Source organism: Rathayibacter sp. VKM Ac-2926, from assembly GCF_022815565.1.
GTDB classification, from domain to species: Bacteria; Actinomycetota; Actinomycetes; order Actinomycetales; family Microbacteriaceae; genus Rathayibacter; species Rathayibacter festucae.
Window position 1 is genome coordinate 238,989 of sequence record NZ_JALGRS010000006.1, and the last position, 24,600, is coordinate 263,588.

Consider the following 24,600-nt stretch of genomic DNA (forward strand, 5'->3'; position numbering starts at 1 on the left):
TCGTCGGCTCCTCATCATCGAGTGCGCCGGCCCTCCGGCCGGACCCGTCGATCCTATAGGATTTTCACCGCTCGCTCCAGGCGGCCGAGGCAGGCCGCCTACTGCCGCCCCACCGCCAGCGCCTCCTCCTCGACATCGAGGAACGCCAGCGCGCTGCGCACCGCCGGCTCCTGGTAGCGCCCCTCGGCGCGCGCCTTCAGCACCGCCTCGCGCTCGGCCGCGATCATCACGCGGCGCAGCCGGTTGTAGGAGTGGGTCAGCGGCTCCGCGCCCTCCCCCTCGGGCGGATTCTCCAGCGCGTCCGCGAGGAACACCGCGTTCCGCCGCAGCCGGTCGAGCACCCGCTCCTCGACCCCGTCCTGCGGCTCCTGGTCGAGCCGCGCGAGACCCGCCGACTGCGCCTCCGCCAGCAGCATCTGCTTCTCGACGTGCTCCTGCTGCTCGTTCGGCGCCGGCAGCTTGAGCAGCCGGAGCACCCGCGGCAGCGCGAGCCCCTGCACCAGCGTGCCCGCCACCACCACGAACGCCAGGAACTGCAGGAACGCCCGCTGCGGCGTCTCCACCGGCAGCAGGAAGGCGGCCGCGAGCGTGACGACCCCGCGGATCCCGGCCACGGACACCCCGAGCGCGGTCGGCCAGGTCCAGCCGCGCTGCTGCAGCCGCCGCGGTCCGTGCCGGAAGAGCACGGTGGTCAGGCACATCCAGAGCACCCGGCTGCCGATGAGCGCCGCGAGCAGCGCCGCACTGATGCCGATCCCCTGCCAGACGCCGATGTCGGAGTCGGCGGTCGCCGCGACCACCGAGGACAGGCTCAGCCCGATGAAGAGGAAGACAGCGTTCTCGAGCAGGAACTGGATGGTGCGCCAGTTCAACGACTCCGCGATCCGCGCCTGGGCCGACTGGATGACCGGCGCCCGGAAGCCGAGGAACAGCCCCGCGACCACGACCGCGAGCACGCCCGAGCCGTGCAGCAGCTGCGCCGGGATGAACGCGACGTACGGCGTCACCAGCGAGAGGCTCGTGTCGAGCACCGAGGAGGACACCTGCTTGCGCACGAAGCCGAGGACGACCGCGATCAGGATCCCGACCCCCGCGCCGACCACGACGGCCAGCACGAAGTCGAGCGCGATCCCGCCGGGCGTCACGGTGCTGACGATCGCGAGCAGCGACGCGTTCAGCGCGACCAGCGCGGTCGCGTCGTTGAGCAGGCTCTCGCCCTCGAGCACCGTCATCATTCGCCGCGGGAGGCGCAGCCGCCCCGCGATCGCGGACACCGCCACCGCATCGGTCGGCGCCACGATCGCGCCGAAGGCCAGGGCCGCGGCGATCGAGATCGCGGGCACCACCGCCCAGGCGACCGCGCCGACCACCAGCACCGTGAAGACCACGAGCCCGACCGAGAGCAGCAGGATGCTGTCGCCGCGGGCGCGGACGTCGAGCACCGAGGTGCGGATCGCCGCCGCGTAGAGCAGCGGCGGCAGGATCCCGTAGAGGACGACGTCCGGCTCGACCACCACCTCGGGGATCCCGGGGACGAAGGAGGCCAGCGCCCCGACGGCGACCAGCGCCACGGGTGCCGACCAGCCCGCCTTGCCCGAGAGCCCCGTCACCAGCACGGTGACGACCACGAACGAGACGATCCAGATGATGGCGACGACCGGTTCCTCCACGCGGCTCCCTCCCGAGAGCCGAGCCTAGGCCCGAGGGCCGACGCTAGGCACCGGCCTCGTGGATGTCGCGGGCCTTGGTCACGCGCCCCGCGTCGACCGGGTTCATGCCGAGCACGATCTTGCCGCGGGAGTGCCGCTTCTCGAGGTCGTCGAACGCGTCCTGGACGAAGCCGTAGGGGTAGAAGCCTGAGACCAGCACCCGCAGCTTCTGGTCGCGGACCAGCGCGACCAGCTCGCCGAGGATCTCGGTGTCGCGCCGCGCGGTCTCGGCGTCGGGCCAGACGGCGCGCAGCTCGATCTCCTTGCGGTCGTCGCTGGAGTGGAAGCGGGCCGGCTCGATCCCGAGCTCCTCGGCCAGCGCCGCGTTGTCGCCGCCGAAGTTGTCGAGGAAGACGGTCACGCCGTTCGGCGCCGCGGCGCGGATGCGGTCGGCGATGCCGTCGCCGTAGACGATCGGCTTCACGCCGATCTGGCGGAGGTAGTCGAAGTTGCGCTCGCCGCAGGTGCCGAGCACGGTCGCGCCGCGCAGCTTCGCCAGCTGGATCTCCATGCTGCCCACGCCGCCCGCCGCCGCCGAGACGACAACGGTGTCGTCCGGTCCGATGTGGGTGGCCTCGATCGCGCGCCAGGCGGTGACGCCGGCGAGGAAGAGCGCGCCGCCGACCTCCCAGCTCACCGAGGCGGGCTTGGCGACCAGGTTCTCCCGCGGGACGACGATGTGGGTGGCGTGGGAGCCGACCAGCGCGTGGCCGACGACGTCGCTGCGGAGCTTGAGGTCGGTGACGCCGTCACCGAGGCCGACGACGATGCCGGAGAAGTCGGTGCCCTGGCGCATCGGGAAGGCCGCGGAGTGGTCGGAGTCGAACATCCCGCGCCGGATGAACGCCTCCATGTGGTTCACGCCGGCCGCGAGGACCTCGACCAGCACCTCCCCCGGCCCGGGCTGGGGCCGCGCGATGTCGGCGATCTCGAGCACGTCCACGCCGCCGAAGCGGGAGAACTGGACGGCACGGGCGGAGTCGGAGCGCAGACGGGACATGCGCTCATCATCCGCCCCCGGCGGCGCGACCCCGTGACCCCCGAAAGGGGACGTGCGACGCCGGAGGGGCCGATCGGGCCGTCAGGCGACGGTGCCGGCGTCCCCCTCGGCGACGGCGTCCGGGCAGTAGAGCTGCGTGCGCGGGCCGCTGCGGTCGATCACGTGCTCCGACATCAGGCGGCCGCAGAGCGGGCAGGCGCGGCCGGCGGGAGCCTCGGGCTCGGGCTGGTCGTAGGGCCCGAGCGGCGGCGGGCCGAGCCAGGGGAAGAGCCGCGCGTTGAAGCGCTGGTAGAGGGAGCGGGTCGGCTTGGCCATATGCTTAGTGTACTAATGATCAGTGCGCGAGGGGAAAGGGCGGACGAATCCGTGGAGGACGAAGCCGTGGTGACCGATCCTGTGGACACCGACCCGCTCGCCCTGCGGAACCAGGTCTGCTTCTCGCTCGCCGTGGCCGCCCGCACCGTCATCGGCCTCTACCGCCCCGTGCTCGAGCCGCTCGGCCTCACGCACCCGCAGTACCTGGTGATGCTCGCGCTCTGGGAGCGCGCCCCGCGCTCGCTCGCCGACCTCGGCGCCGCCCTGCACCTCGAGCCCGCCACCCTCAGCCCGCTGGTGAAGCGCCTGGAGGCCGGCGGCTACGTCACGCGCGCCCGCAGCACCGAGGACGAGCGCCGCCTCGACGTCGCGCTCACCCCGGAGGGAGCCGCCCTCCGCGAGCGGGCGCTCCAGGTCCCGCCGCAGATCGTCGAGCGCCTCGACCTCCCCCTCGACGAGCTGATCGCCGTCCGCGACACCCTCACCCGCCTGATCGGCGCCGCCACCCGCCCCTGACGCTGCGGCGCGAACCCACTCGCCCGAGACGGCTCGTTCTCGGGGTGGAGAACGAGCCTTCTCGGGCGAGTCGGTGCGGCTCCGGCGCCCCTGCGCGTCGGAGACTTCCGCTTGCAGAACGACGGTCTCAACCGAGAAGAGCGGTTCAGGGGTGTGCACACGGCACGCCCCTGAACCGCTCTTCTCGGTTCTCAGTAGCTCAGTTCGCGACGCGGAGCGTGATCGCCGAGCTGGTCGTCACGTTGCCGGCCTTGTCCTGGGCCTTGGCCGTCACCTGGTAGCTGGCGTTCGGGTAGGACTTGGAGTTGGCGGACAGCGTCCACGTCCCGTTCGACTGCAGCACGCCGTTGCCGAGCTTCGTGCCGCCGGCGTAGAACGCGACGGCCGTCACTCCGACGTTGTCGCTGGCCGAGGCCACGAGGCGGATCGAGCCGACGACCGTGGTGTTGGTCGAGGGCGACGTGATGCTCACCGTCGGCTTCTGCGTGTCGGTCGCCGGCGGGGTGGTCGGCGTCGCGGTCGGCGTCGGGGTGGCGGTCGGCTTCGGAGTCGAGGTCGGGGTCGCCGTGGGCGTGGCCGTCGGAGTCGCGGTGGGCGTCGCCGTCGGAGTCGCGGTCGGCGTGGCCGTCGGCGTCGGGGCCGGCGTCGGAACGGTGCCGACGGGGATCGTGCTCACCGCGTAGCCGAAGTAGCGGCCGGCGACGGGGCGTGTCGGGTCGCCCTGGAAGGTGCGGCCGCGCTCGGTCGCCGCCTTCGCCTGGGCGATGACCTGGGCGCGGACCTGCGCCGGGCTCTTGCCCGCGCACGATCCACCGGCGGCCATGCAGTCGAGGACGACGCCGCTGGTGCCGGCGGCCGCCATGCTGGTGCCCGACTGGATGTAGGCGTAGGTGCCGCCCTTCTTGGTGGTGTACGGGCACATGCCGGGGGCGGCGATGGTGTGCTTCTGGTCGGCGGCCGAGACGGCGAAGTTGCTGTTGGTCGAGACCGCGTCGTCCTTGGTCTGGACGCCGCAGGGCGCCGTGCCGAGTCCGCCGGGCTTGCCGTCGTAGTTGGCCATGTTGGTCACGGCGAGCACCTCGTCGTAGGCGGCGGGGATCCAGCCCGCGAGGTCCTCGGAGGTGTTGCCCGCGGAGCCGACGGAGACGATGCCCTTGGCCTCGAGGTCGCAGATGGCCTGGTGGATCACGTCGCCGTTCGAGCGGCCGCAGTTGCCGTCGTCGGTGCCGTAGGTGGCGAGCGACATGTTGACGACCTTGATGTTGTACTTCGCCGCGTTCGCGGACACCCAGTCGAGGGCGCACATCAGGGTGCCGGTGTTGCCGCGGTTGTTCGCGTCGAGCGCGCGGACCGAGTAGATCGGAGCGCCGGGCGCGACGCCGACCGAGCCGGAGTCGTTGTCGTAGGCGGCCATGTAGCCCGAGACGCCGGTGCCGTGGCCGTTGGCGTCGGCGGCGGTGCCCGAGCCGAAGCAGTTGATCTGCTCCTTGAGGTTGTAGTCGGGGTGCGCACTGACGCCGGAGTCGATGACCGCGACGGCCGGGCCGGTGTAGTTCGTCACTCCGTCGCCGGCGCGCACCGGGGCCTTGTCGGCCTCCGCGGTGAGCACGTGCGAGGGGGTCGTCTGCGCCTGGCCGTCGACCACCTGGTCGGCGGGGGTGATGCCGAGGACGCGCGAGTCGGCCTCGAGGACCGCCTTCTGGCGCTCGGTGAGCGGGGCGGTGAAGCCCGCGACGCCGCCTTCGAACTGCACGTCGTCGGCGACGCCGAGCGCGCGGACGACCTGCTCCGAGATCGAGCTCGAGTCGACCGACACGAGGTACTGGCCGGTCGTGGCGGCCTGGGCGGGGGCGGAGCCGGCGAGGGCGATGCCCGCGGTCACGGCGAGCGCGGTGGCCAGGCCGGCTGCGCGCCAGAGGCGCGAGCGGGCCGGCGGCGCGGCGGTGCGGGAAGTGGACACGGGTTCCGTCGATTCTGTCGGCGTCTCGGCCGACCTGTCGTGGTGCGGGCGGGTCGACGCAGGCACTCCGAGCGAGCGCCCGCGCCGCTGCAGCGGGGCTCGGGTCAGAGGCCGGGAGGCGGCGGAACGGTGCAGATCCCTCCGAGCGTCGACGGGCGGAACCCGTCGGCTCCCCCCACCGGAGTGACCTGTCTTCGACTTCAACAGACTTCGGGCGATTTCACAGCGTCGAGGGTGGCCCCAGTTCGAGGGTGATTTGACCCCCTGTCCCACAGATGGGGACCTCATTGGAACCGCTTGCCCGACAGCTGCGGAAATGCCCGGTCACAGCGCGGGTTCAGCGCTCGTCCGGCTGGAACGCGGGCGGCTTGACTGCCCCCGGCCACGGAGTAGTGTCGTCGCTCGTGACACACGAGGGCCCCCCTTCGGGCGCGAAGGCGTCCCCCACCGGTGCGGACGACGCCGACGCGAACGAGCTCCGCACCGCGAAGCACTTCTTCATCGGCGAACCGCTCTCCAGCGACAAGCTCGAGGGCCAGCTCCTGCAGAAGCGGCTCGCCCTCCCGATCTTCGCGAGCGACCCGCTCTCCTCCGTGGCCTACGCGCCGCAGGAGCTGCTGATGATCCTGCTGCTCGGCGGCCTCTCCTTCCTCACCTTCGCGCCCTGGGTCGCCGGCTGCGTCGTCGTCCTGCTGGTCGTCGTCGTCCTCAGCTACCGGCAGCTGATCAAGGCCTACCCCTCGGGCGGCGGCGACTACGAGGTCGCCCGCACCAACCTCGGCGAGACGGCCGGACTGACGGTCGCCGCGGCCCTCCTGGTCGACTACGTGCTCACCGTCGCGGTCTCGGTCGCCTCCGGCGTCGACAACATCATCTCCGCGATCCCCGCGCTGGCCCCGCTCCGGGTCGAGCTCGCGATCCTCTTCGTGATCCTCCTGGCCGCCGTGAACCTCCGTGGCGTCTCGGAGTCGAGCAAGGCCTTCGCCGTCCCGACCTACCTCTTCGTCGCGAGCGTCTTCGTGATGGTCGTCGTCGGTCTCGGCCGCGCGGCCTTCGGCGACGCCCCGATCGCGGAGTCGGCCGGCTACACGGTGCAGGGCGAGCAGCTCACCCAGGCTGCGATCGTCCTGCTGCTGCTGCGCTCCTTCGCCAGCGGCTGCGCCGCGCTCACCGGCGTCGAGGCGATCTCGAACGGCGTGCCCGCCTTCCGCGTCCCCAAGGTCAAGAACGCGCAGCGCACCCTCGTCGCGATGGGCACGATCGCGATCGTCCTCTTCGTCGGGCTGACCGCTCTCGCCCTGCTCTCGAACGTGCACTACGCCGAGAACGCCTGCCACCTCGTCGGCTTCACCGACTGCGCGACGACGCCGCAGCGCTCCGTGATCGCGCAGGTCGCGGCCGCCACCTTCGGCAACAACACGATCCTCTTCTTCGTGATCCAGGCCGCCACCGCCGCCGTCCTGCTGCTCGCGGCCAACACGGCGTTCAACGGCTTCCCGCTGCTCGGCTCGGTCCTCGCGCGGGACGGCTACGCGCCCAAGTCGCTGAACACCCGCGGCGACCGCCTCATCTACTCCAACGGCGTCATCATCCTGGCGCTCGTCGCGGCGATCATCCTGCTCGTCTACCAGGCCTCGCTGACCAGCCTGGTGCAGCTCTACATCATCGGCGTCTTCGTCTCCTTCACCCTCGGGCAGTCCGGCATGGTGAAGCACTGGATCCGGATGATCAAGAACGGCGAGGGCTCGCGCACCGTCAAGACGAGCCTCGCGATCAACCTCTTCGGCGCCACGCTCACCTTCGCCGTCCTCGTCGTCGTCACGATCACGAAGTTCACCCACGGCGCCTGGCTCGTCTACCTGGTGATGCCGATCCTCGGCGTGCTGATGGCGGGCGTCTACCGCTACTACCGCGATGTGGAGAAGGAGATCGAGGTCGACCCGACCACGACCTTCGGCGCGAACGGCGACCACGCCGTCGTCCTCGTCGGCCGAATGAACAAGCCGACCCTGAAGGCCCTCGACTACGCCATCGCCGCGCGGCACGAGTCGCTGGAGGCGGTGCACTCGTCGATCGACGACGCGCAGACCGCCCAGCTCAAGGCCGACTGGGCGCGGATGGACATCGAGGTCCCGCTGCGCTGCATCGCCTCGCCGTACCGCGACATCTCGTACCCGCTGATCAAGTACATCAAGGCGCACCGCCTCGAGCACGGCTCCGAGATCATCACCGTCTACATGCCGCAGTACATCGTCGGGCACTGGTGGGAGGGCTTCCTCCACAACCACAAGTCGCGCCGCATCCGCCAGAAGCTGCTGCTCGTGCACGGCGTCACCGTCGCACTCGTGCCGTGGCTGCTCGACTCCTCCGAGCTGATCTACGGCCGCCGCTCGCGCCCGATCCCCGGCCAGTCCCGCCGCGGCGAGCCCGTGCGCCCCGTCACCCGCCGGCCCATCCCGCCCGCCTCCGTCCTGCCCAAGGGCGCGGCCGGCGAGGGCGCCCCGCGCAGCGGCTCGCGCACCGCCGCGGCCACCCGCCCGAAGAAGCCCGCCGGCAAGGGCGGCGGCAAGCGCCGCTAGCCCGGCGCTCGCCGGCCGCCTGCCGCCTGCCGGCGACGCCGCCGTGGACGCGAGCCACGGCTCGCGGCTGGTCCGTCGTCCGCCGCCTCATGCTGATCGAGTAGCCCGCGCAGCGGGCGTATCGAGATCCACCACCGTCGGAACGCGAGTCTGCAGACCCGCCCTGCTGGTGATGGCGGGTCTCGATACGCCCCTGCGGGGCTACTCGACCAGCATGCCGCGGCCGGCCGCGAGACGGAGCCTTCGGCGCCCCCTCATGCTCATCGTGTAGCCCGCACAGCACGCGCCCCCCATGCTGATCGAGTAGCCCGCACAGCACGCGCCCCCCATGCTGATCGAGTAGCCCGCGCAGCGGGCGTATCGAGATCCACCACCGTCGGAACGCGAGTCTGCAGACCCATCCTGCTGGTGATGGTGGGTCTCGATACGCCCCTGGCGGGGCTACTCGACCAGCATGTGCCGGGCGCGGGCGCGTTGAAGCGGCGTGATCGTTCGAGGTCGCATCCGCAGACAGGTAGAGGGCCCGCGGCGACTCGCCGCGGGCCCTCGATTTCCCCTTGTGCCTTCCCCCGAAGGCGGCCCGCCCCAACGGGCCGTCATCGACGCTATCGGCGGGCTATGCACCCGCGCATCCTCCTCACGACGGATCCGCGTCAGCCCCCTGGCGTGGTGCGACGCCGAGCGCGAGGTGCCAGAGGACGGCCACCGCGAGCAGGGCGGCGGTCGTCCAGACGACCACGAGGACGGCCGCGTCGACGACGTAGGAGCGGTACGCCTCCTCGAACGGATCGAGCCCCGAGCCCGAGAGCACCACGCCGGCCGGGACGACCGCGGCGGCGAGGACGGCCGTCCACGCCGCGACCCGCGCCGGGCCCCGGTGGTCGACGGCGACGTGATGCGGCCGGCGGGCGACGTACCAGACGAGGGCGCCGATCCCGAGGCCCACGAGGCCGAGCACCCCGCTGGCGTACTGCGCCCACTTGTAGCCCGCGAACGGGCCGAGCTCCTCGCGGAGGAAGGGCAGGGCCGCGACGAACGGACCGCCGTCGTGGGTGAAGGCGTCCCAGAGCACGTGCGACGCCGCACCGATCACGATCCCGACCATCGCCAGGACGATCGCCGCCGTCCTCGCCCGCGCGGTGCTCGGCGGTGCCGGCGGCGGTCGCAGGCGCACCCGGACGATCCACGGCGCGAGGTCGCGCCAGGCGGGCTGGAGCAGCACCAGCCAGAGCACGAGGCCGACGGCGCCGACCGCGAGGTCGACCGTCACGACCCCGAGCATCGAGTGCGTCGCGTCCCGCGCCCAGCGCAGCGGCAGGTAGAGGCCGATGTCCGGGGCCATCGCGCCGATCGCGACCGCCGCGGCGGGGATGCGGCTGTTCGTGAACGCCAGAGCGACGACGGCGTGGCTCGGCGTGAACGGCATAGTGCACGGTATCCCGTGCGCACCTCGCTCCGGCGGTCCCGGACGCCCCCTGCACGGCCCCCGCCCGGGGAGCTCGGAGCGCCGCGACCGTAGAATCGTCCGGACGTCCGGCCCTCCGGGCTGGTCGAGGCGACGGATCGGAGCGGGTGTGCGGAAGGCGTTCGCGATCCTCCGTCTCGCGCTCGCGGGTCTGGGGGCCGTCGGGCTCGTCGGTGACTTCCTCTACACCCTCGGCTTCCGGCTGTTCCAGATCGACAACTTCTTCGCGTACTTCACCACGCAGTCGAACATGGCCGGCGTCGTCGTCCTCGGCCTCTCCGGGATCGTCGCCCTCGCCCGCGAGCGCGAGCCGCGCTGGCTCAGCACCCTGCGCGCGCTGGTCCTGACCTACATGGTCGTCTCCGGCATCGTCTTCGGGCTGATCGCCGTGGAGGCGAACAACCGCGGCGTCCGCGTCGACGTGCCGTGGTCGAGCGCGCTGCTGCACTTCGTCATCCCGACGCTCGCGCTGCTCGACTGGCTCCTCGCCCCCGGCCGCCGCCCCGTCGCCTGGCGCGGCACGCTCACCGTGCTCGGCTTCCCGATCGTCTGGGGCGTGATCACCCTGGTGCGCGGCGCGCTGATCGGCTGGTACCCCTACTTCTTCCTCGACCCCGCGCAGGTCGACGGCCCGGTCATGTTCGTCGTCTACGACGTGATCGTGCTCGGCCTGATCTCCGGCATCGCGGCCTTCATGCTCGCGCTCAGCCGGGTCCGGCCGCTCGGTGCGGCGCGCGCGACGGAGTGGCGCGGCCCGCTCGCCCGGCTGCGGGAGCGGCTCAGCCGACAGCGACGGCGAACGGCGTGAGCGCCGACTGCGCGACCACGAGCAGCTCGTCGTCGCTGAGCGACTGCAGCGACAGGGCCTGATCGGCGCCGACGAGCCCGACGAGCACCGCCTCGCCGGTGGTGGGCTCGAGGTTCAGCCACTCCGTGATGCCGGCCGCCGAGCCCACCAGCGACCAGCGCGCGGGCAGGGCCGGATACGTGTCCCAGAACGGCTCGTCGAAGCGGAGCCAGAGCGTCTCGACGACCCCGGAGCCGATCGCCGCGATCGCGGTGCGGTGCGCGAACGGCAGCGGAGGATCGAACGCGATCGCGTCGCTCTGCAGCACCCCGATCGGGACCGTGACGAGGACGCGGTCGGCCGTGAACGACTCGCCGGTCGCGAGCCGGATGCTCGCGCCGGTGTCGCTGTAGCCGATGCCGCTGACGGCCGCGCGCAGCGAGATCTCGACGTCGGTCAGCAGCGTCTCGACCAGGGGCGCCAGGCCGTCGGTGAGGACCGCGGCGGCCTCGTCGGAGGAGTCGGCGACGTCCTCCGCAGTGCTGGCGGCCGAGGCGTCGCCCAGCCCGTACCAGGCCGAGAGCTCGGCGGGCGCGGCACCCGTGCGCAGCACCGGGCCGCCCGCGAGGAACGCGGCGAGGCGGGCGGCGTCGCCGTCCCCGCTGCCGGGCTCGACGGCCGCCGGGTCGGGAGCACCGGAGCCGGCGAAGGCATCGGCGAGCGGCAGGTCGGTGGGCTGCTCCGCCGCCCACTCGAGCGCACGGGTGAGCGCCTTCGCGGCGGTGTCGCCGACGTCGGGCCGGTCGCCGTCGTCGGTGCTCGAGAGGACGGTCGCGAGGTCGACGGCGGAGGTGGTGATCCCGGCGTCGAGGACGCTCTCGCGCAGCGCGGGGCCGGCGCCGACGAGCGCCCAGGCGCCGCTGTCGACGGCGATCGGCCAGCCGTCGGGGGTGCTGGTGGCGATGCGGCCGCCGACGCGGTCGCGCGCCTCGACCAGCGCGACGTCGTAGCCGGCGTCGAGCAGGCGGCGGGCGGCGACGGCGCCCGCGAGACCGGCGCCGATGATCGCGATCCGCTCGCCCTCCTCGGCGATCGCGGCGATCTCGCCGGCCGCGCGGACCCCGGAGTTCCAGGCGCCCTGCAGGGTGCCCGGCTCCTGGGAGTCGGTGGCCTCGCCGGCGAAGAACAGGCGGTCGAGCACGTTCCCGGCCAGGTCGTCGCGGTGCTCGGGGGTCGCCCCGACCGCGAGGTAGGAGACGGCGCCGAGTGCGTACGGGTCCTCGGCCCAGCCGGAGCGGACGAACGCGGCCGGCGTCGGCACGGCAGTGGTGCTGGGCGTGGGCACCGGGGCCTCGGTGACGGAGCGCGTGGGGGTCGGCCGCGGCGGAGTGCAGCCCGCGAGGACCAGGAGACCGGCGCCCGAGGCGGCTCCCGACAGGAAGAGGCGGCGTCCGATCGTCATCCCCGTCATCCTACGTTCTCGCCGCCCGGCGGGAGCCGCGGACACGGGCCGCCCGGCGGACGCCCGACGCCGAGTGGTAGACCTGTCCCATGAGCAACGACATCCGCGAACTCTCCGAGGGCGAGAGCTACCTCGCCTTCTTCCAGGGCGGGCCGTTCGACGGCCAGACCGAGACCCGTGTCAGCACCGAAGGCGGCTACGAGAAGTCGGTCGACGTCTACGCCGCCGTCGACGGCCAGGAGACGCACCTCGTCTACACGTCCGTCTCGGCCAAGGAGGTCGGCGAGTCGGTCCACGTGACCTACGCGCTCGACGCCCCCGACTCCGACCCCGTCGAGGACCCGGAGGACCGCGGCGGCGGATTCCAGTAGTCCGCAGCAGCGCCTCCCCGTCTTCCAGCGGGAGCACGGACGCCGTCCCGGTCGCGATCTCGCGATCCGGGGCGGCGTCTTCGTCTGCGTCCGGAGGCTCTTCATGACGAACCGTGACGTCGCCCAGGTCCGCTCCGAGTCCACGTCCCTACGATCGCGCCGGAGCGTCCGATCCACGGCCGCCCGGACGGAGACGACGATGCCCACCGAGCAGACCACCGCGACGATCGGCGCGCAGACCGCCGACTTCACCACCGGCTTCAACGAGACGATCGGCGACGAGCTCGCAACGGTCTTCGCGAGCGAGCAGGCCGACCTCGTCGAGAACGGCGTCCCCGCCGGAGCCGTCGCGGCCGGGGAGCGGCTGCCGAGCGCGACCGTGGTCACCGAGGGCGGCGAGAGCGTCGCGCTCTCCTCCCTCCTCGGCGACGGCCCGGCCGTGCTCGTCTTCTACCGCGGCGCCTGGTGCCCGTACTGCAACATCACGCTGCGCCACTACGACGCGACCCTCGCCCCCGAGCTGGCGAGCCGCGGCGTCGCCTTCGTCGCGGTGAGCCCGGAGACGCCCGACGCCTCCTCAACGCTGGGCGGCGAGCTCGGCTTCACCGTCGTCACCGACCCGGGCAACGCGCTCGCCACCGAGCTCGGCATCGTCACCGCCCCCAGCGACGCGGCGATCGAGGCGCACACGGCGCTCGGCTTCGCGGTGAAGGACTCGAACGCCGACGACACCCCGGCGATCCCGTTCCCGACCGTCCTGGTGCTCGACGCCGAGGGCGTCGTCCGCTTCGCCGACGTGCACGTCGACTACACGACGCGCACCGAGACCGAGGCGATCCTCGCCGCCGTCGACGCGCTCTCGTAGCCAGCACGGGGAGGGGCTGTCAAGGGCCCCTCCCCTCACGGCTCGCTCCCCATCCGCGGCGCCACACTCCTTCGAACAGACAGTTGACGCCGATCCACGGCGCCGGAAGGAGCACGACTCATGGCAGAGATCACCGCCCACCACGGCCTCTTCAAGGACACGGACCTCCACGTCGACGACACCGGCGGCTCGGGTCGCCCCGTCGTCCTGATCCACGGCTGGCCCCTCTCGGGCGAGTCCTGGAGCGAGCAGGTCCCCGCGTTCGCGGCGGCCGGCTTCCGCGTCGTCACCTACGACCGCCGCGGCTTCGGCCGCAGCGACAAGCCGCTCACCGGCTACACCTACGACACCCTCACCGAGGACCTGCACACGCTGCTCACCGAGCTCGACCTGCAGGACGTCACCCTCGTCGGCTTCTCGATGGGCGGCGGAGAGGTCGCCCGCTACTTCTCGAAGTACGGCACCGAGCGCCTGCACAGCGTCGTCTTCGCGTCGGCCGTGCCGCCGTACCTGATGAAGACCGACGACAATCCGGACGGACCGCTCGAGAAGTCGGCCGCCGCCGAGATGACCGCCGGCCTGACCAAGGACGAGGACTCGTTCTACGAGCAGTTCACGACCGAGTTCTTCTCGGTGAACGGCGAGCTCAAGGTCACCGAGGCGCAGCGCCAGGACGCGCTCGCGCTCGCGAAGCAGTCGTCCAAGCACGCCGCGCTGGCCTGCATGGCCGCGTTCGCCGGCACCGACTTCCGCGAGGACCTGCCGAAGGTCACCGTTCCGACGCTCGTCATCCACGGCGGCGGCGACGGCACCGTCCCCTTCGAGGGCTCCGGCGCGCGCACGCACGCCGCGATCCCCGGCTCCGAGCTCCACGTCGTCGCCGGCGCCCCGCACGGCGTCAACGTCAGCCACGCCGAGGAGTGGAACCGCGTCGTCCTCGAGTTCCTGAAGAAGTAGCACTGGCGAAGGGGCGCTCCGCTGCGGCGGGGCGCCCCTTCCGTGTTCCCGGATCTACTTGGAAGAGACGCCCGCAGCCATGCTGGTCGAGTAGCCCCGAAGGGGCGTATCGAGACCCTCCCACCCCAAGGACGTCGGTCTCTTCTCCGTCCTGCGCTGGCGCCGAAGGTGCCCCCTCCGCTCGATACGCGCGCTGCGCGCGCTACTCGATCAGCATGGAGGCCGCGCTGCGCGCGCTGCTCCATCAGCTCTGACGGGCGCGGCGACGTCCATGCCGGTCGAGCAGCTTCGACGGGCGCAGGGAGGTTCATGCTGGTCGAGTAGCCGCGGCACGCGGCGTATCGAGACCCGGGAGCACAGCGCGCCGTGCGCGCCCTCGGCGTCAGCCCTTCTCCGCGCCCTCCGTGGTGTTCATGATCCGCCGCTGGAAGACGAAGAAGAGCACCGCGACCGGGATCGACATCAGCACCGCCGCGGCCAGCTGCAGCGGGTACTGGTTGCCGGTGCCCAGCTGCCCCGAGACCAGCGAGGCGACGCCCGTGGTCAACGTGTTCAGCTCCGGCGACTGCCGCGAGACGACGAAGTGCGAGAACTCGTTCCACGAGCCCTGGAACGACAGGATGAACAGCGTCACGATCGCCGGCCGCGCCATGGGCACCACGATCGAGCGGAACGTCCGGAAGACGCCGGCCCCGTCGATCCGCGCGGCCTCCTCGATCGACAGGGGGATCGAGTCGAAGAACTGCTTCATGATGAAGATGCCCGCCGCGTCGACGATCAGCGGCACGATCATCCCCGCGTAGCTGTCGTAGAGCCCGAGCTGCTTGAGGATGAGGAACCGCGGGATCAGCAGCACCACCGCGGGCACGCTCATCACGCCGATGAACAGCGCGAAGAGCAGCCCGCGACCGCGGAAGCGCAGCCGCGAGAGCGCGTAGCCCGCGAGCGAGTCGAAGAACACCCGCCCGACAGTGACGAAGACGGTCACGATCACCGAGTTCAGCGTCCAGAGCGGCAGCGGCACGTCGGTGAACAGCCGCTCGTAGGAGGCGAACGACCAGGTCGCCGGCAGCAGCGACAGCGGGTTCGAGGTCGCGTCGGCGTCGGTCTTGAACGACGACGCCACCGAGATCAGGAACGGGTAGATGTAGACCAGCGCGAGGCCGATCAGCAGCAGGTAGCCGCCGATCAGCGAGGCGCGGCCGCGGGCACCGAGCTGCACGCGGCGGTGCGGCAGCGGCGCCTGGGGCGGCGGCTCCGCCTCGGTGCGCGGCTCGGAGTCGACCAGGGTGCTCATCGCACTCCTCCCGTCGTGAGGGTCGTCGCGGCGTCCGCGCGGGCGGCCCGGCGGGTCCGGCGGGCGCTCGGCTCGCCCTTCTCGCGGAGGATCGCGCGCTGCAGCAGCGTCAGGACGACGATGATGAAGAACAGGATGAAGGCGATCGCCGCGCCCTGGCCCCAGCGGAGGTCCGTGAACGACGACTCGTAGGCGAGGTACGCCGGCGTGAGCAGCGTCTTGCCGGGCGCCCCGCCCCCGGTCAGGTAGATCTGGTCGAACACCTGCCAGGTGCCGATCAGCCCCAGGGTCAGCACGGTGAACAGCGTCGGCTTCAGCATCGGCAGCGTCACCGAGAAGAACTTCCGCAGCGGCCCCGCGCCGTCCATCAGCGCCGCCTCGTCGATCTCGGCGCCGATGTTCTGCAGCGCCGCGAGGAACAGCAGCATGAAGGTGCCCGAGGTGGTGAAGATCGCCATGGTGATCAGCACGCACATCGCGACCGACGGGCCGGACAGCCAGTCCCACCAGGTCAGCCCCAGCGGGGCGCCGCCGGCGAACCAGCTGCCGTCGACGCCGACGAGCCCGAGCAGCGAGTGCAGCACCCCGGTCGGGTCCGCCATCCAGGTCGGGCCGTCGGCGCCGAACCAGCCGAGCACCGCGTTCACGACGCCCGAGGCGCTGAAGAGGAACAGGAAGATCACGGTGATCGCGATGGACGAGGTCACCGAGGGGAAGTAGAACGCGGTGCGGAAGAAGCCGCGCCCGCGCAGCACCCGGCGGTTGACCTGCACCGCCAGGAACAGCGCGAGCGCGGTCTGCAGCGGCACGACCAGCAGCACGTAGTAGACGTTGTTGCGGATCGCCGTGCCGAAGTCCTTCTGCGCCAGCCCGGAGTCCAGCAGCACCGCCCGGTAGTTGTCGGCGCCGACGAACTGCGCGGTCGGGCCCAGCGGCGAGCCGAGGCCGTTCCAGTTGCTGACGCTCACCCAGAGCGCGAGGGCGATCGGGACGACCAGGAAGACGCCGACGACGAGGATCGCGGGGAGGGTGAACAGCCAGCCGTAGCGGGCCTCGTTCCCGCGGATGCCGGAGCGGCGGCTCCGGGCGGCGGTGGCGGTGCTCATCGGCGTCGTCCCGCGCTACTTCGCGTTCGCGGTGTCGAGCGCGTCCTGCAGGTTGGTCTGCAGGTCCGCGAGGATCGCCTCCGGGTCGCCCGACGCCAGGCCCTCGAGGGCCGAGTTGAAGTCGGTGATCACGGTGGCGGCGCCGGCGAAGGCGACCGGGCTGACGGCGTAGTCGTTGCCGGTGACGAAGGCGGCGTTCTCGGGGTACTTGCTCGCGTACTCCGCGGCGCCCGACTCGGTCGACGGGATCACGCCGAACGCGTCCGAGAAGGCGAGCTGCTGCTCGTCCGAGGTGAGCGACGCGACGAGCGACTCGGCCTGGTCGGCGGTGGTGCTGCCGGCCGGGATGCCCCAGCAGTTGCTGAAGGTGAAGGTCGACTTGCCGCCGGGGCCCGCGGGCAGCTCGGCGACCATGTAGTTCACGTCCGGGTAGTCGGCCTCGAGCGCGCCGTTGATCCACGGGCCCTCGATCACCATCGCGGCCGCGCCCTTGCCGAACGCCTCGCCGGACCAGCCGGAGTCGAGGTCGGCCGGGAACTTCAGCACGCCGTCGCTCAGCAGGGTCTTCACCTCGGTGAGGCCCGCGACGTTCTCGGGGGTGTCCGCGGTGACGGTGGTGCCGTCCTCGGAGAGCAGCGAGCCGCCGGCCTGGTTCATGAAGGTGCCGATGCGCGCGTACTCGGGGCCGAAGGAGAGCCCGGTCACGCCGTTCGCGGTCAGCTTCTGCGCGGCGGACTGGAGCGACGCCCAGTCGGTCGGGATGTCCGCAGCGGTCAGGCCCGCGGCCGCCCAGAGGTCGGTGTTGATCACGAGGCCGAGCGTCGAGAAGTCCTTGGGCTCGCAGTAGAACTGGTCGTCGTAGGTGAAGGCGTCGCGCAGCGCCGGGTAGAAGGCGTCGGCGTCGTCCGCGTCCTGCGCGTAGGGCTCGAGGTAGCGGTTGCTCGCGTAGGTCTGGAACTGGTCCCAGCTCATGTAGAAGAGGTCGGGCGGGTTGCCGCCCGAGAAGCCCTGGCCGAGCTGCTGGGTGAGGTCGCTGGCGGCGACGACGTCGACGGCGGTGTCGTTCGCCTCGCCCCAGGAGTTCACGGCGTCGGTGACGGCGGTGGTCTCGGCGTCGCCGGACGAGCCGATCATCACGGTGAGCCCGGCGGAGTCGTCCGATCCGCCGCCGCCGCCGCTCGAGCAGGCGCCGAGGGAGAGGGCGAGGCCGCCGGCGAGGACCGCGGCACCCCAGCGTGCCGTTCTGGTGCTGTGCGTCATGTTCTGACCTTTCATGGGTTTCGGGAGGGAGTCGTGGGGAGTCGGGGGGGAAGGAGGCGCCCGGTGTGCGGCGTCAGCTCTCGGAGTGGTGGAGCGGGGTGCGCACGACGAGGTGCGGCGTGATGAGGCGGTGCGCCTCCCCGGGTGCGAGGGGGCGGTGGACGACGTCGTCGCCCTGCTCGCCGAGGAGGAGCTCGAGGGCGCCGGCCGCGACCGCGCCGAGGTCCTGCTCCACGCTGGAGAGGCCGACGGCGCCGGCGACCGGGGTGTTGTCGAAGCCGACGATCGCGAGACCCGGCCGGCCGACGGCGACCGCGGCCATCGAGGCGCCGAGGGCGAGGGAGTCGGAGACGCAGACCAGCCCGTCCACCTCTGGGTGCGCCTCGAGGAAGGCGATGGCCGCGGAGCGCGCGCGCTGCACGTCGTCCTCGGCCTCCGCGACGAGCAGCGGCACGCCGGCGAAGCGCTCCGCCATCACCCGCTCCCAGCCGCTGCGGCGGTCGTCGCCGGTCGCCGAGCCGTCCGGCCAGCCGAAGAGGGCGATCCGGGAGCAGCCCTCGTCGGCGAGATGCGCGGTGGCCTGCGCGACGCCCGCGGCGCCGTCGACGTCGACCCAGAGGTGCTGCGGGTCGCCCTGGTCGTCGAGCCCCCAGGGGCGGCCGAAGGTGACGAACGGGACGCCCTGCTCGATCAGCCAGGCCGTGCGCTGGTCGCCGTAGAAGGTCGAGGTGAGCACGAAGGCGTCGACGTCGGCGCCGTCGCGGAGCTTGCCGATCCGCTCGATCTCCTCCTCGGGGCTCGCCGCCGTGTAGAGCAGGATCCGCATGCCGCGGGCGTCGGCCTGCTCGGTGACGGCGTGCAGGAAGCGGTCGAGCAGGCTGCCCGAGACGCCGTCGAGGACCCGGTCCATCCGCACGCCGATCGTCCCCGACTTGCGGGTGCGCAGGCGCCGGGCGGAGGCGTGCGGCCGGTAGTTGAGGTCGCCGATCGCCTTCTCCACCCGCTCCCGCGTGCTCTCGCGCACGATCTGCGGGCTGTTCAGCACGTTCGAGACGGTCTGGCGCGAGACACCGGCTGCGCGGGCGACGTCCTCGACGGTCGGCAGTGCCATGCGTCCTCCTCGACGGGTGTGCGGTGGTGCGGTGCTCGGGCTTGATCGTTCAAATCTCGGCAGACCGAGTTATTTGATCGATCAAATTCCTGGGTAATGTTACCTGCGGCGACGGCGCTGTCAACCGGCCGTACGCTCCAGTACCGACGATCCAGTGAGGAGTCGACCGTGACGACCGACCACGACGACCGCCCCCGCCCGCCCCGGCAGCCCCTGCTGAACGACGCCGTCGTCCTGCTCCGGGCCCCCACCCAGCTCTGGAGCGACGACGCCGGCGAGCTCGGCGCGCTGCCCGCGCACGGGCTCTACCACGGCGACGTCCGCGTCCTGGCGGGCCTGCGCCTGCTCGTCGGCGGGGAGCCGCTCGAGTCGATCGCGGTCGGCCGCGACGGCGCCTCCTCCGCCCGCTTCACCGCCCTCGCGCGCCACCTCGACGACGACGCCGCCGACCCGCGGCTGCGGGTCGTGCGCCTCCGCACGGTCACCGCCGGCGGGCTCGAGGAGCGGATCCGGCTCGAGTCGGCGCTGCCCGGCGCCGTCGCCACCACGGTCGAGCTCGCGCTCGACCCCGACTTCTCGCTCGTGCACGTGGTGAAGGCGGGGCTCCGGGACGAGACCGCGGTAGCGACCGCCGTCGACGGCTCCTCCCTGGTCTGGACCCACGCGGGCGCCCGCGCCGAGGTGCGGGCCGAGGGCGCCGCGGTCTCGCCCGGCGGGACGCTCTCCTGGGACGTGGTCGTCCCGGCTCGCGGCTCGGTCGAGGTCGCCTGGAGCATCGCGATGACCGACTCCGCGGCCGTCGTCGGCGCCGCCCCCGGCCCGGCCGAGTGGGCGGGTGCCACCGTGGAGGCGGGCGACTCGCGGCTGGCCGCCTGGTGCCGCGCGGCCCTCGACGACCTGGACGCGCTGCGGATGGTGACGCTGGAGCGGCCGGACGCGCCGTTCCTCGCGGCGGGCGCGCCCTGGTTCTTCACGCTCTTCGGTCGCGACTCGATCTGGGCGGCGCGGATGCTCCTCCCGCTCGGCACCGAGCTGGCCGCCTCCACCCTGCGGGTCCTCGCGGGGCTGCAGGGCACCGAGCACGTCGCCGAGACGGCCGAGCAGCCGGGCAAGATCATGCACGAGCTGCGCTCGACGACCCTCGAGATCCCGGGCGAGGGCGTCTCGCTGCCGCCGCTCTACTTCGGCACCGTCGACGCGACCGCGCTCTGGGTCTGCCTGCTGCACGATGCCTGGCGCTGGGGTCTCGCGGACGAGGAGGTCGAGGCGCTGCTGCCGGCGCTCGAGGCCGCGCTGCGCTGGCTCCGCGACGAGGGCGACTCCGACGGCGACGGATTCCTCGAGTACGTCGACACCACCGGCCACGGCCTCGCGAACCAGGGCTGGAAGGACTCGGGCGACTCGATCCAGTGGCGCGACGGCAGCCTCGCCGACGGGCCGATCGCGCTCTGCGAGGTGCAGGCCTACGCCTATGAGGCGGCGGTCGGCGGCGCGGCGATGCTCGAGCACTTCGGCCGCGACGGAGCGGAGTGGCGCGCCTACGCCGCCGCGCTCAAGGGCCGCTTCATCGGAGCCTTCTGGATCGACGACGCGGACGGCGGGCACCCCGCGATCGCGCTGGACGCGCAGAAGCGCCCGGTCGACACCGTCACCAGCAACATCGGCCACCTGCTCGGCACCGGGATCCTCGAGCCCGAGCAGGCGGCCCGCGTGGCGCAGCTGCTCGGCTCCCCCGAGCTCGACTCGGGCTACGGGCTGCGCACCCTGTCGACCGACTCCGGCGGCTACTGGCCGCTCTCGTACCACGGCGGCTCGGTCTGGGCCCATGACACCGCGATCGCCGTGACCGGGCTCGCCCGCGAGGGCTTCGGCGCGGAGGCGACCGCCCTCTCCCGCGGGCTGCTCGCCGCTGCCGAGGGCTTCGGCTACCGGATGCCCGAGCTGCACTCCGGGGACGCCGCCGCCGAGGTGGCGGCTCCCGTGCCGTACCCCGCCGCCTGCCGCCCGCAGGCCTGGTCGGCCGCCGCCTCGATCGCCGTGCTCTCGGCCGCCCTCGGCCTCGCGCCCGGCGGCTCGACGCTCGTCGTCGCGCCGATCACGCCCGCCCTCGCCGGCTCCATCCGCGTCGACGGGATCCGCTACCGCGGCTCCGTCGTCCCCATCGACTGGCGCGACGCCCACTGAGTGGCGGAGGCCCGCGCCTTCTCTGCCGACCGAGCGGCCCGCGCCGCCCTCGCCGAATGAGCGGCCCGCGCCGCGGCCCACGCTTATTTCTGCTGGTCGAGTAGCCCCTGCAGCGGGCAAGCCCATGCTGATCGAGTAGCCCGCGCAGCGGGCGTATCGAGATCCACCACCGCCAGGACACAGACCCTGCAGACCCCCGTCCTGACGACGATGGGTCTCGATACGCCCCTCCGGGGCTACTCGACCAGCAGGCAAGGGCGCCGCCTCACCGGGCCGCGCCGCCGTCAGGACAGCCGCGCCACGACCGCGCGGGCGATCCGCCGGCCGGAGCGGTTCGCGCCGATCGTCGACGCCGTCGGCCCGTAGCCCGCGAAGAAGACCCGGGGGTCCGTGAGCGACGCGCCGTCCTCGACCGCGACGCCGCCCTCGCGCTCGCGCAGGCCGAGCGGCGCGAGGTGCCGCAGCTCCGGGCGGAAGCCGGTGGCCCAGATGATCGCGTCGGCGCGGGTGTAGGAGCCGTCCGGCCAGCGCACCCCGTGCGGCTCGATCGAGGAGAACATGCCGCGCTCGTGCAGCACGCCGCGCTCGATGCCCGCCACGACCCGGCGCGTGCGCTGCACCCCGGTCCCGCCGACGATGCTCGGCAGCGCGCGGCCGGCCCGCGCCGCGCGCTCCTGCTCGGCCACCGCCTCCACCGCCGACTCCAGCGCGAGCTGCTCGCCGTCCCGGTAGACCACCGGTCGCCGCGTCGCCCAGGTCAGCGAGCGCGCGACCCGCTCCAGCTCGAGGAGGAAGCCGATCGCGGAGGTCCCGCCGCCGACCACGATCACCTGCTGCCCGGCGAAGTCGGCGGCGCGCAGGTACTCGGTCGTGTCGATCTGGACGCCCTCGAAGTCGTCCCGGCCCGGGTAGTACGGCAGGAACGGCGAGCCCCAGGTCCCGGTGGCGTTGACGAGGATCCGGGCGCGCTCGCTGCCGGCGTCGGTCTCCACGACGAGCGGTGCCGTCCTGTCGCCGATCGTCGCACTGCTGACGCCGCGCACCGCCACCGGCCGTCGGACGGCGAGCTCGTAGGCGCTCTCGTAGGCCTCGTAGTACTCCGTGACGACGTCGCGCGCGGGCCGGCGGCGGTCCGCGGTCGCGAAGGACAGGCCGAGCCGCTCCATCCCGGGCAGGTCGTGCACGCGGTGCGCGGAGCCGAGCCGGAGCGCCTCCCAGCGGAACTGCCAGGCACCGCCGGCGCGCGGCCCGCGGTCCAGGACGGCGAAGTCGACGCCCGGGCGCAGGCCCAGACGGCGGAGGTAGTAGGCGACCGAGAGCCCCGCCTGACCGGCGCCGACCACGACGACGGGCCGCGGATCGAGCGCACTGTCCACGGTGCTCCCCACGCGGTCGGGAGGCGCCGCTCACTCCGCTGCTCGCGCACAGGGGGGCCGGTGCCTCGTCTGCTAAACTACCGGCTAGATTTCATACTTCCTGTCTGCTTCTTTTTCTCCAGCCGGCTCACCGCCCGTCTGGCCTGTCATCGTGAGGGGGTCACCCATGGGGCGCGGCCGTCAGAAGGCAAAGAACACCAAGATCGCTCGGGAGCTGAAGTCGTTCAGCCCAACGGTCGATTACAGTGCGCTCGAGCGCGAGCTCAGCCACCCGGACGAGCCGGACTACTCGAAGTGGATCGACGATGAGGACGAGGGCGACGACACCGACCTCGTCGAGGAGCAGCACCAGAAGCGTGCCTGATCCCTCCTCCGCCGCGGGGCCGCTCCAGTCGAGCGACCCCGCGGCTTCTGCGTTCCCGGAGCGGTCTCCGCTTCCGGAGCAGCCTGCGCTTTCAGAGCAGTCCGGGCAGCACGGCCGCGTCGAGCAGCTCTCCACCCGTGTCGCGTACGAGACCCCGTGGATCCGCGTCCGCGAGGACGAGGTGCGCTGGCCCGGCGGCGTCGAGGGCGTCTACTCCGTCGTCGAGCGCGCCGACTACGCGCTGATCGTCCCGCGCGAGCGCGACGGCTTCTGGCTGGTCGAGCAGTACCGCTACCCGATCGGCCGCCGCACCTGGGAGTTCCCGTCCGGCGGCTGGCCTCACGACTCGCCCGGCGGCGACGCCGAGGCGCTCGCGCGTGCCGAGCTGCGCGAGGAGACCGGCCTGCGCGCCGGACGACTCCGACCGCTCGGCCGGCTCAGCGAGGCCGACGGGTTCGTCGCGCAGTCGTTCGACGTCTTCCTCGCCGAGGACCTCGAGCACGGCGAGCCCGAGCGCGAGGAGACCGAGCAGGACATGCGGCAGCAGTGGTTCCCGGACGCCGAGGTGGCGGCGATGGTCCGCTCCGGCGCGATCGTCGGCACCTCCGACGTCGCCGCGCTCGGGCTGTTCTGGCTGGACCGGGGGCTCGGCTCGTGAGCGCGCCGACCGCCCGGGCGCGCTCGATGTCGGTCGTCGCTGCCAGGATGTCGAGATGAAGCCCGCGTCCGCGCCGTCGCCCGTGTGGCACTCGGAGACGCGCGGCCGCGACCTCGACGAGGCGCGCGCGTTCTACTCCCGCGGCTACAACGGGTCGGGGTTCCGCGCCGAGCACACCCGCGTCCCGTTCGCCTACCGCTACGCGTCGACCGGCCCGGGCCCCGTGAGCCTGCACGCCGCCTCCTTCCTCGGCTCGGTCCGCGGCACGGTCGAGCCCACCGGCGTCTACATCGTGCTCTGGCTCAACGAGGGGCGCGCGAGCCTCGACCTCGGCCGCGACGAGAACCGGCTGGTCGCCGGCCGGCCGGCGATGTTCCCCTCCGGCCGCCCGTTCGGCTTCGAGACGAGCGAGTACCGCGACGCGCTGGTCCACTTCGACTCCGCCTACCTGGAGCGCGCCGCCGCCGAGCTGCACGGCACCGCGCCCGGCCCGATCCGCTTCGCCCCGCTCGCGCACTCGCCCGCCCCCTGGTGGGCGGCGGTGCGGGTGCTCCGCGACACGCTCACCGGGGTGAAGGCCCCCTCGTCGCTGCAGCGCGAGTCCGCGTCGCAGGTCGCCGCCGCGGCCGTGCTGCAGGCCTTCGCGCACCGGGTCGTCCCGCTGCCCTCCGCACCGCACTCGGTCAGCGCCCGGCGGCTGCGAAGGGCGGTCGAGTTCGTGCACGCGAACGCCGACCTGCCGCTCGGCGTCGCCGACATCGCCGACGCCGCCGGTCTGACCGTGCGCGGCGTCCAGCTCGCCTTCCAGCGCGCCTACTCGATGACGCCGCGGCAGTACCTGCGCGGCGTGCGCCTCGACCTCGCCCACGACGAGCTCGTCGCCGGCGGCCCGCAGACCCTCGTCGTCGGCGACGTGGCTGCTCACTGGGGATTCATCAGTGGCGGCCGGTTCGCCCAGCACTACACCCAGCGCTTCGGTGAGCTGCCGAGCGAGACCCTGCGGCGCTGAGCCTGCCGCGCTGAGTCGGCGGGGCTGTGTCCGGGCCGCTGTGTCCGCGCCGTTGCGTCCGGGCCGTTGTGTCCGCGCCGTTGTGTCCGCGCCGCCGGACCGGCGTCACTCACTCCGCGACGCCGCAGGACGCAGCATCGGCCACCGCTCCCGAGCGTCGGCCCCGAGGACCTGGCCGCACCGCGAGGACTCCGCCGCGCCGACCCCGCGAAAGCTGTCGGAGGCGTAGTGTCCGAAGTCCACCCGCGG

At 72.7% G+C, this 24,600-nt stretch carries 21 protein-coding genes; 10 read left to right on the plus strand and 11 right to left on the minus strand.

The features are described 5' to 3' along the window. Nucleotides 1-98: 98 nt before the first annotated feature. The 3 genes from MT351_RS10605 to MT351_RS10615 all read right to left on the minus strand — a co-directional run bounded on the left by MT351_RS10605 (nt 99) and on the right by MT351_RS10615 (nt 3,024). The gene (locus tag MT351_RS10605; RefSeq protein ID WP_243582150.1) at nt 99-1,670 is read right to left on the minus strand and encodes a sodium:proton antiporter; all 1,572 of its coding nucleotides are present in this window, start codon (nt 1,668-1,670) and stop codon (nt 99-101) included. Between the two features lie 43 nt (nt 1,671-1,713). Continuing rightward, the gene (locus MT351_RS10610; protein ID WP_243582151.1) at nt 1,714-2,709 is read right to left on the minus strand and encodes an NADP-dependent oxidoreductase; all 996 of its coding nucleotides are present in this window, start codon (nt 2,707-2,709) and stop codon (nt 1,714-1,716) included. Between the two features lie 81 nt (nt 2,710-2,790). Next, a complete protein-coding gene (locus MT351_RS10615) occupies nt 2,791-3,024 on the minus strand; it encodes a hypothetical protein (protein ID WP_160091094.1) in 234 nt (77 codons plus the stop codon). A gap of 69 nt (nt 3,025-3,093) precedes the next feature. Between MT351_RS10615 and MT351_RS10620 the strand changes: the two genes are divergently transcribed. Next, entirely contained in the window at nt 3,094-3,540 is a 447-nt protein-coding gene (locus tag MT351_RS10620; protein ID WP_374204767.1) for a MarR family winged helix-turn-helix transcriptional regulator, read from the plus strand. A gap of 199 nt (nt 3,541-3,739) precedes the next feature. Here the strand turns inward: MT351_RS10620 and MT351_RS20300 are convergent, their stop codons facing one another. Then, entirely contained in the window at nt 3,740-5,500 is a 1,761-nt protein-coding gene (locus MT351_RS20300) for an Ig-like domain-containing protein (RefSeq protein ID WP_308197735.1), read from the minus strand. A gap of 500 nt (nt 5,501-6,000) precedes the next feature. Here MT351_RS20300 and MT351_RS10630 point away from each other — a divergent pair, with 500 nt between their 5' ends. Then, nucleotides 6,001-8,079, plus strand: coding sequence for an APC family permease (locus MT351_RS10630; protein ID WP_243582199.1), 2,079 nt, complete (start codon nt 6,001-6,003; stop codon nt 8,077-8,079). Nucleotides 8,080-8,716: 637 nt separating this feature from the next. On the opposite strand, the gene MT351_RS10635 is transcribed toward MT351_RS10630, so the two are convergent. Then, nucleotides 8,717-9,505 (minus strand): DUF4184 family protein, encoded by a 789-nt coding sequence (locus MT351_RS10635; RefSeq protein WP_243582153.1) that lies wholly within the window; start codon nt 9,503-9,505, stop codon nt 8,717-8,719. 148 nt (nt 9,506-9,653) lie between these two features. On the opposite strand from MT351_RS10635, the gene MT351_RS10640 reads away from it, so the two are divergent. Further along, nucleotides 9,654-10,352: a Pr6Pr family membrane protein gene (locus MT351_RS10640; protein WP_123706324.1), complete on the plus strand. Its 699-nt coding sequence runs from the start codon at nt 9,654-9,656 to the stop codon at nt 10,350-10,352. Here MT351_RS10640 and MT351_RS10645 read toward each other — a convergent pair. Further along, a complete protein-coding gene (locus MT351_RS10645) occupies nt 10,324-11,793 on the minus strand; it encodes an NAD(P)/FAD-dependent oxidoreductase (protein ID WP_243582154.1) in 1,470 nt (489 codons plus the stop codon). The genes MT351_RS10640 and MT351_RS10645 overlap by 29 nt on opposite strands. Before the next feature lie 89 nt (nt 11,794-11,882). On the opposite strand from MT351_RS10645, the gene MT351_RS10650 reads away from it, so the two are divergent. The 3 genes from MT351_RS10650 (at nt 11,883) to MT351_RS10660 (ending at nt 13,986) form a co-directional block, all read left to right on the plus strand. Beyond that, nucleotides 11,883-12,164 (plus strand): oligoribonuclease, encoded by a 282-nt coding sequence (locus MT351_RS10650; RefSeq protein ID WP_123448078.1) that lies wholly within the window; start codon nt 11,883-11,885, stop codon nt 12,162-12,164. Nucleotides 12,165-12,363: 199 nt separating this feature from the next. After that, the gene (locus MT351_RS10655) at nt 12,364-13,029 is read left to right on the plus strand and encodes a peroxiredoxin-like family protein (protein WP_243582155.1); all 666 of its coding nucleotides are present in this window, start codon (nt 12,364-12,366) and stop codon (nt 13,027-13,029) included. 120 nt (nt 13,030-13,149) lie between these two features. Then, nucleotides 13,150-13,986, plus strand: a complete 837-nt coding sequence (locus tag MT351_RS10660; RefSeq protein WP_243582156.1) for an alpha/beta fold hydrolase — start codon at nt 13,150-13,152, stop codon at nt 13,984-13,986. A 382-nt stretch (nt 13,987-14,368) separates the two neighbouring features. Here the strand turns inward: MT351_RS10660 and MT351_RS10665 are convergent, their stop codons facing one another. The 4 genes from MT351_RS10665 to MT351_RS10680 all read right to left on the minus strand — a co-directional run bounded on the left by MT351_RS10665 (nt 14,369) and on the right by MT351_RS10680 (nt 18,760). Beyond that, on the minus strand, nt 14,369-15,283 hold the full coding sequence (locus tag MT351_RS10665) for a carbohydrate ABC transporter permease (RefSeq protein ID WP_123706320.1): 915 nt from the start codon (nt 15,281-15,283) through the stop codon (nt 14,369-14,371). Further along, nucleotides 15,280-16,389 carry a carbohydrate ABC transporter permease gene (locus MT351_RS10670; RefSeq protein WP_243582157.1) on the minus strand — a complete coding sequence of 370 codons (1,110 nt, stop codon included), beginning with the start codon at nt 16,387-16,389 and terminating at the stop codon, nt 15,280-15,282. The genes MT351_RS10665 and MT351_RS10670 overlap by 4 nt, the downstream gene beginning before the upstream one ends. A 15-nt stretch (nt 16,390-16,404) precedes the next feature. Next, nucleotides 16,405-17,649: an extracellular solute-binding protein gene (locus MT351_RS10675; protein WP_243582158.1), complete on the minus strand. Its 1,245-nt coding sequence runs from the start codon at nt 17,647-17,649 to the stop codon at nt 16,405-16,407. Between the two features lie 73 nt (nt 17,650-17,722). Next, complete coding sequence (locus tag MT351_RS10680; protein WP_243582159.1) at nt 17,723-18,760, minus strand: LacI family DNA-binding transcriptional regulator; 1,038 nt, start codon at nt 18,758-18,760, stop codon at nt 17,723-17,725. Between the two features lie 168 nt (nt 18,761-18,928). Here MT351_RS10680 and MT351_RS10685 point away from each other — a divergent pair, with 168 nt between their 5' ends. Further along, nucleotides 18,929-20,944: a glycogen debranching N-terminal domain-containing protein gene (locus tag MT351_RS10685; RefSeq protein ID WP_243582160.1), complete on the plus strand. Its 2,016-nt coding sequence runs from the start codon at nt 18,929-18,931 to the stop codon at nt 20,942-20,944. A 284-nt stretch (nt 20,945-21,228) separates the two neighbouring features. Here the strand turns inward: MT351_RS10685 and MT351_RS10690 are convergent, their stop codons facing one another. After that, nucleotides 21,229-22,320 (minus strand): NAD(P)-binding domain-containing protein, encoded by a 1,092-nt coding sequence (locus tag MT351_RS10690; protein ID WP_243582161.1) that lies wholly within the window; start codon nt 22,318-22,320, stop codon nt 21,229-21,231. 166 nt (nt 22,321-22,486) lie between these two features. Here MT351_RS10690 and MT351_RS10695 point away from each other — a divergent pair, with 166 nt between their 5' ends. From MT351_RS10695 to MT351_RS10705, 3 genes are read left to right on the plus strand one after another with little or no spacing between them, the layout of a single operon-like run. Continuing rightward, nucleotides 22,487-22,684 (plus strand): DUF3073 domain-containing protein, encoded by a 198-nt coding sequence (locus tag MT351_RS10695; protein WP_123448069.1) that lies wholly within the window; start codon nt 22,487-22,489, stop codon nt 22,682-22,684. Then, a complete protein-coding gene (locus tag MT351_RS10700) occupies nt 22,677-23,342 on the plus strand; it encodes an NUDIX hydrolase (protein WP_243582162.1) in 666 nt (221 codons plus the stop codon). The genes MT351_RS10695 and MT351_RS10700 overlap by 8 nt, the downstream gene beginning before the upstream one ends. 55 nt (nt 23,343-23,397) lie before the next feature. Further along, a complete protein-coding gene (locus tag MT351_RS10705; protein ID WP_243582163.1) occupies nt 23,398-24,351 on the plus strand; it encodes a helix-turn-helix transcriptional regulator in 954 nt (317 codons plus the stop codon). Nucleotides 24,352-24,600: the final 249 nt, after the last annotated feature.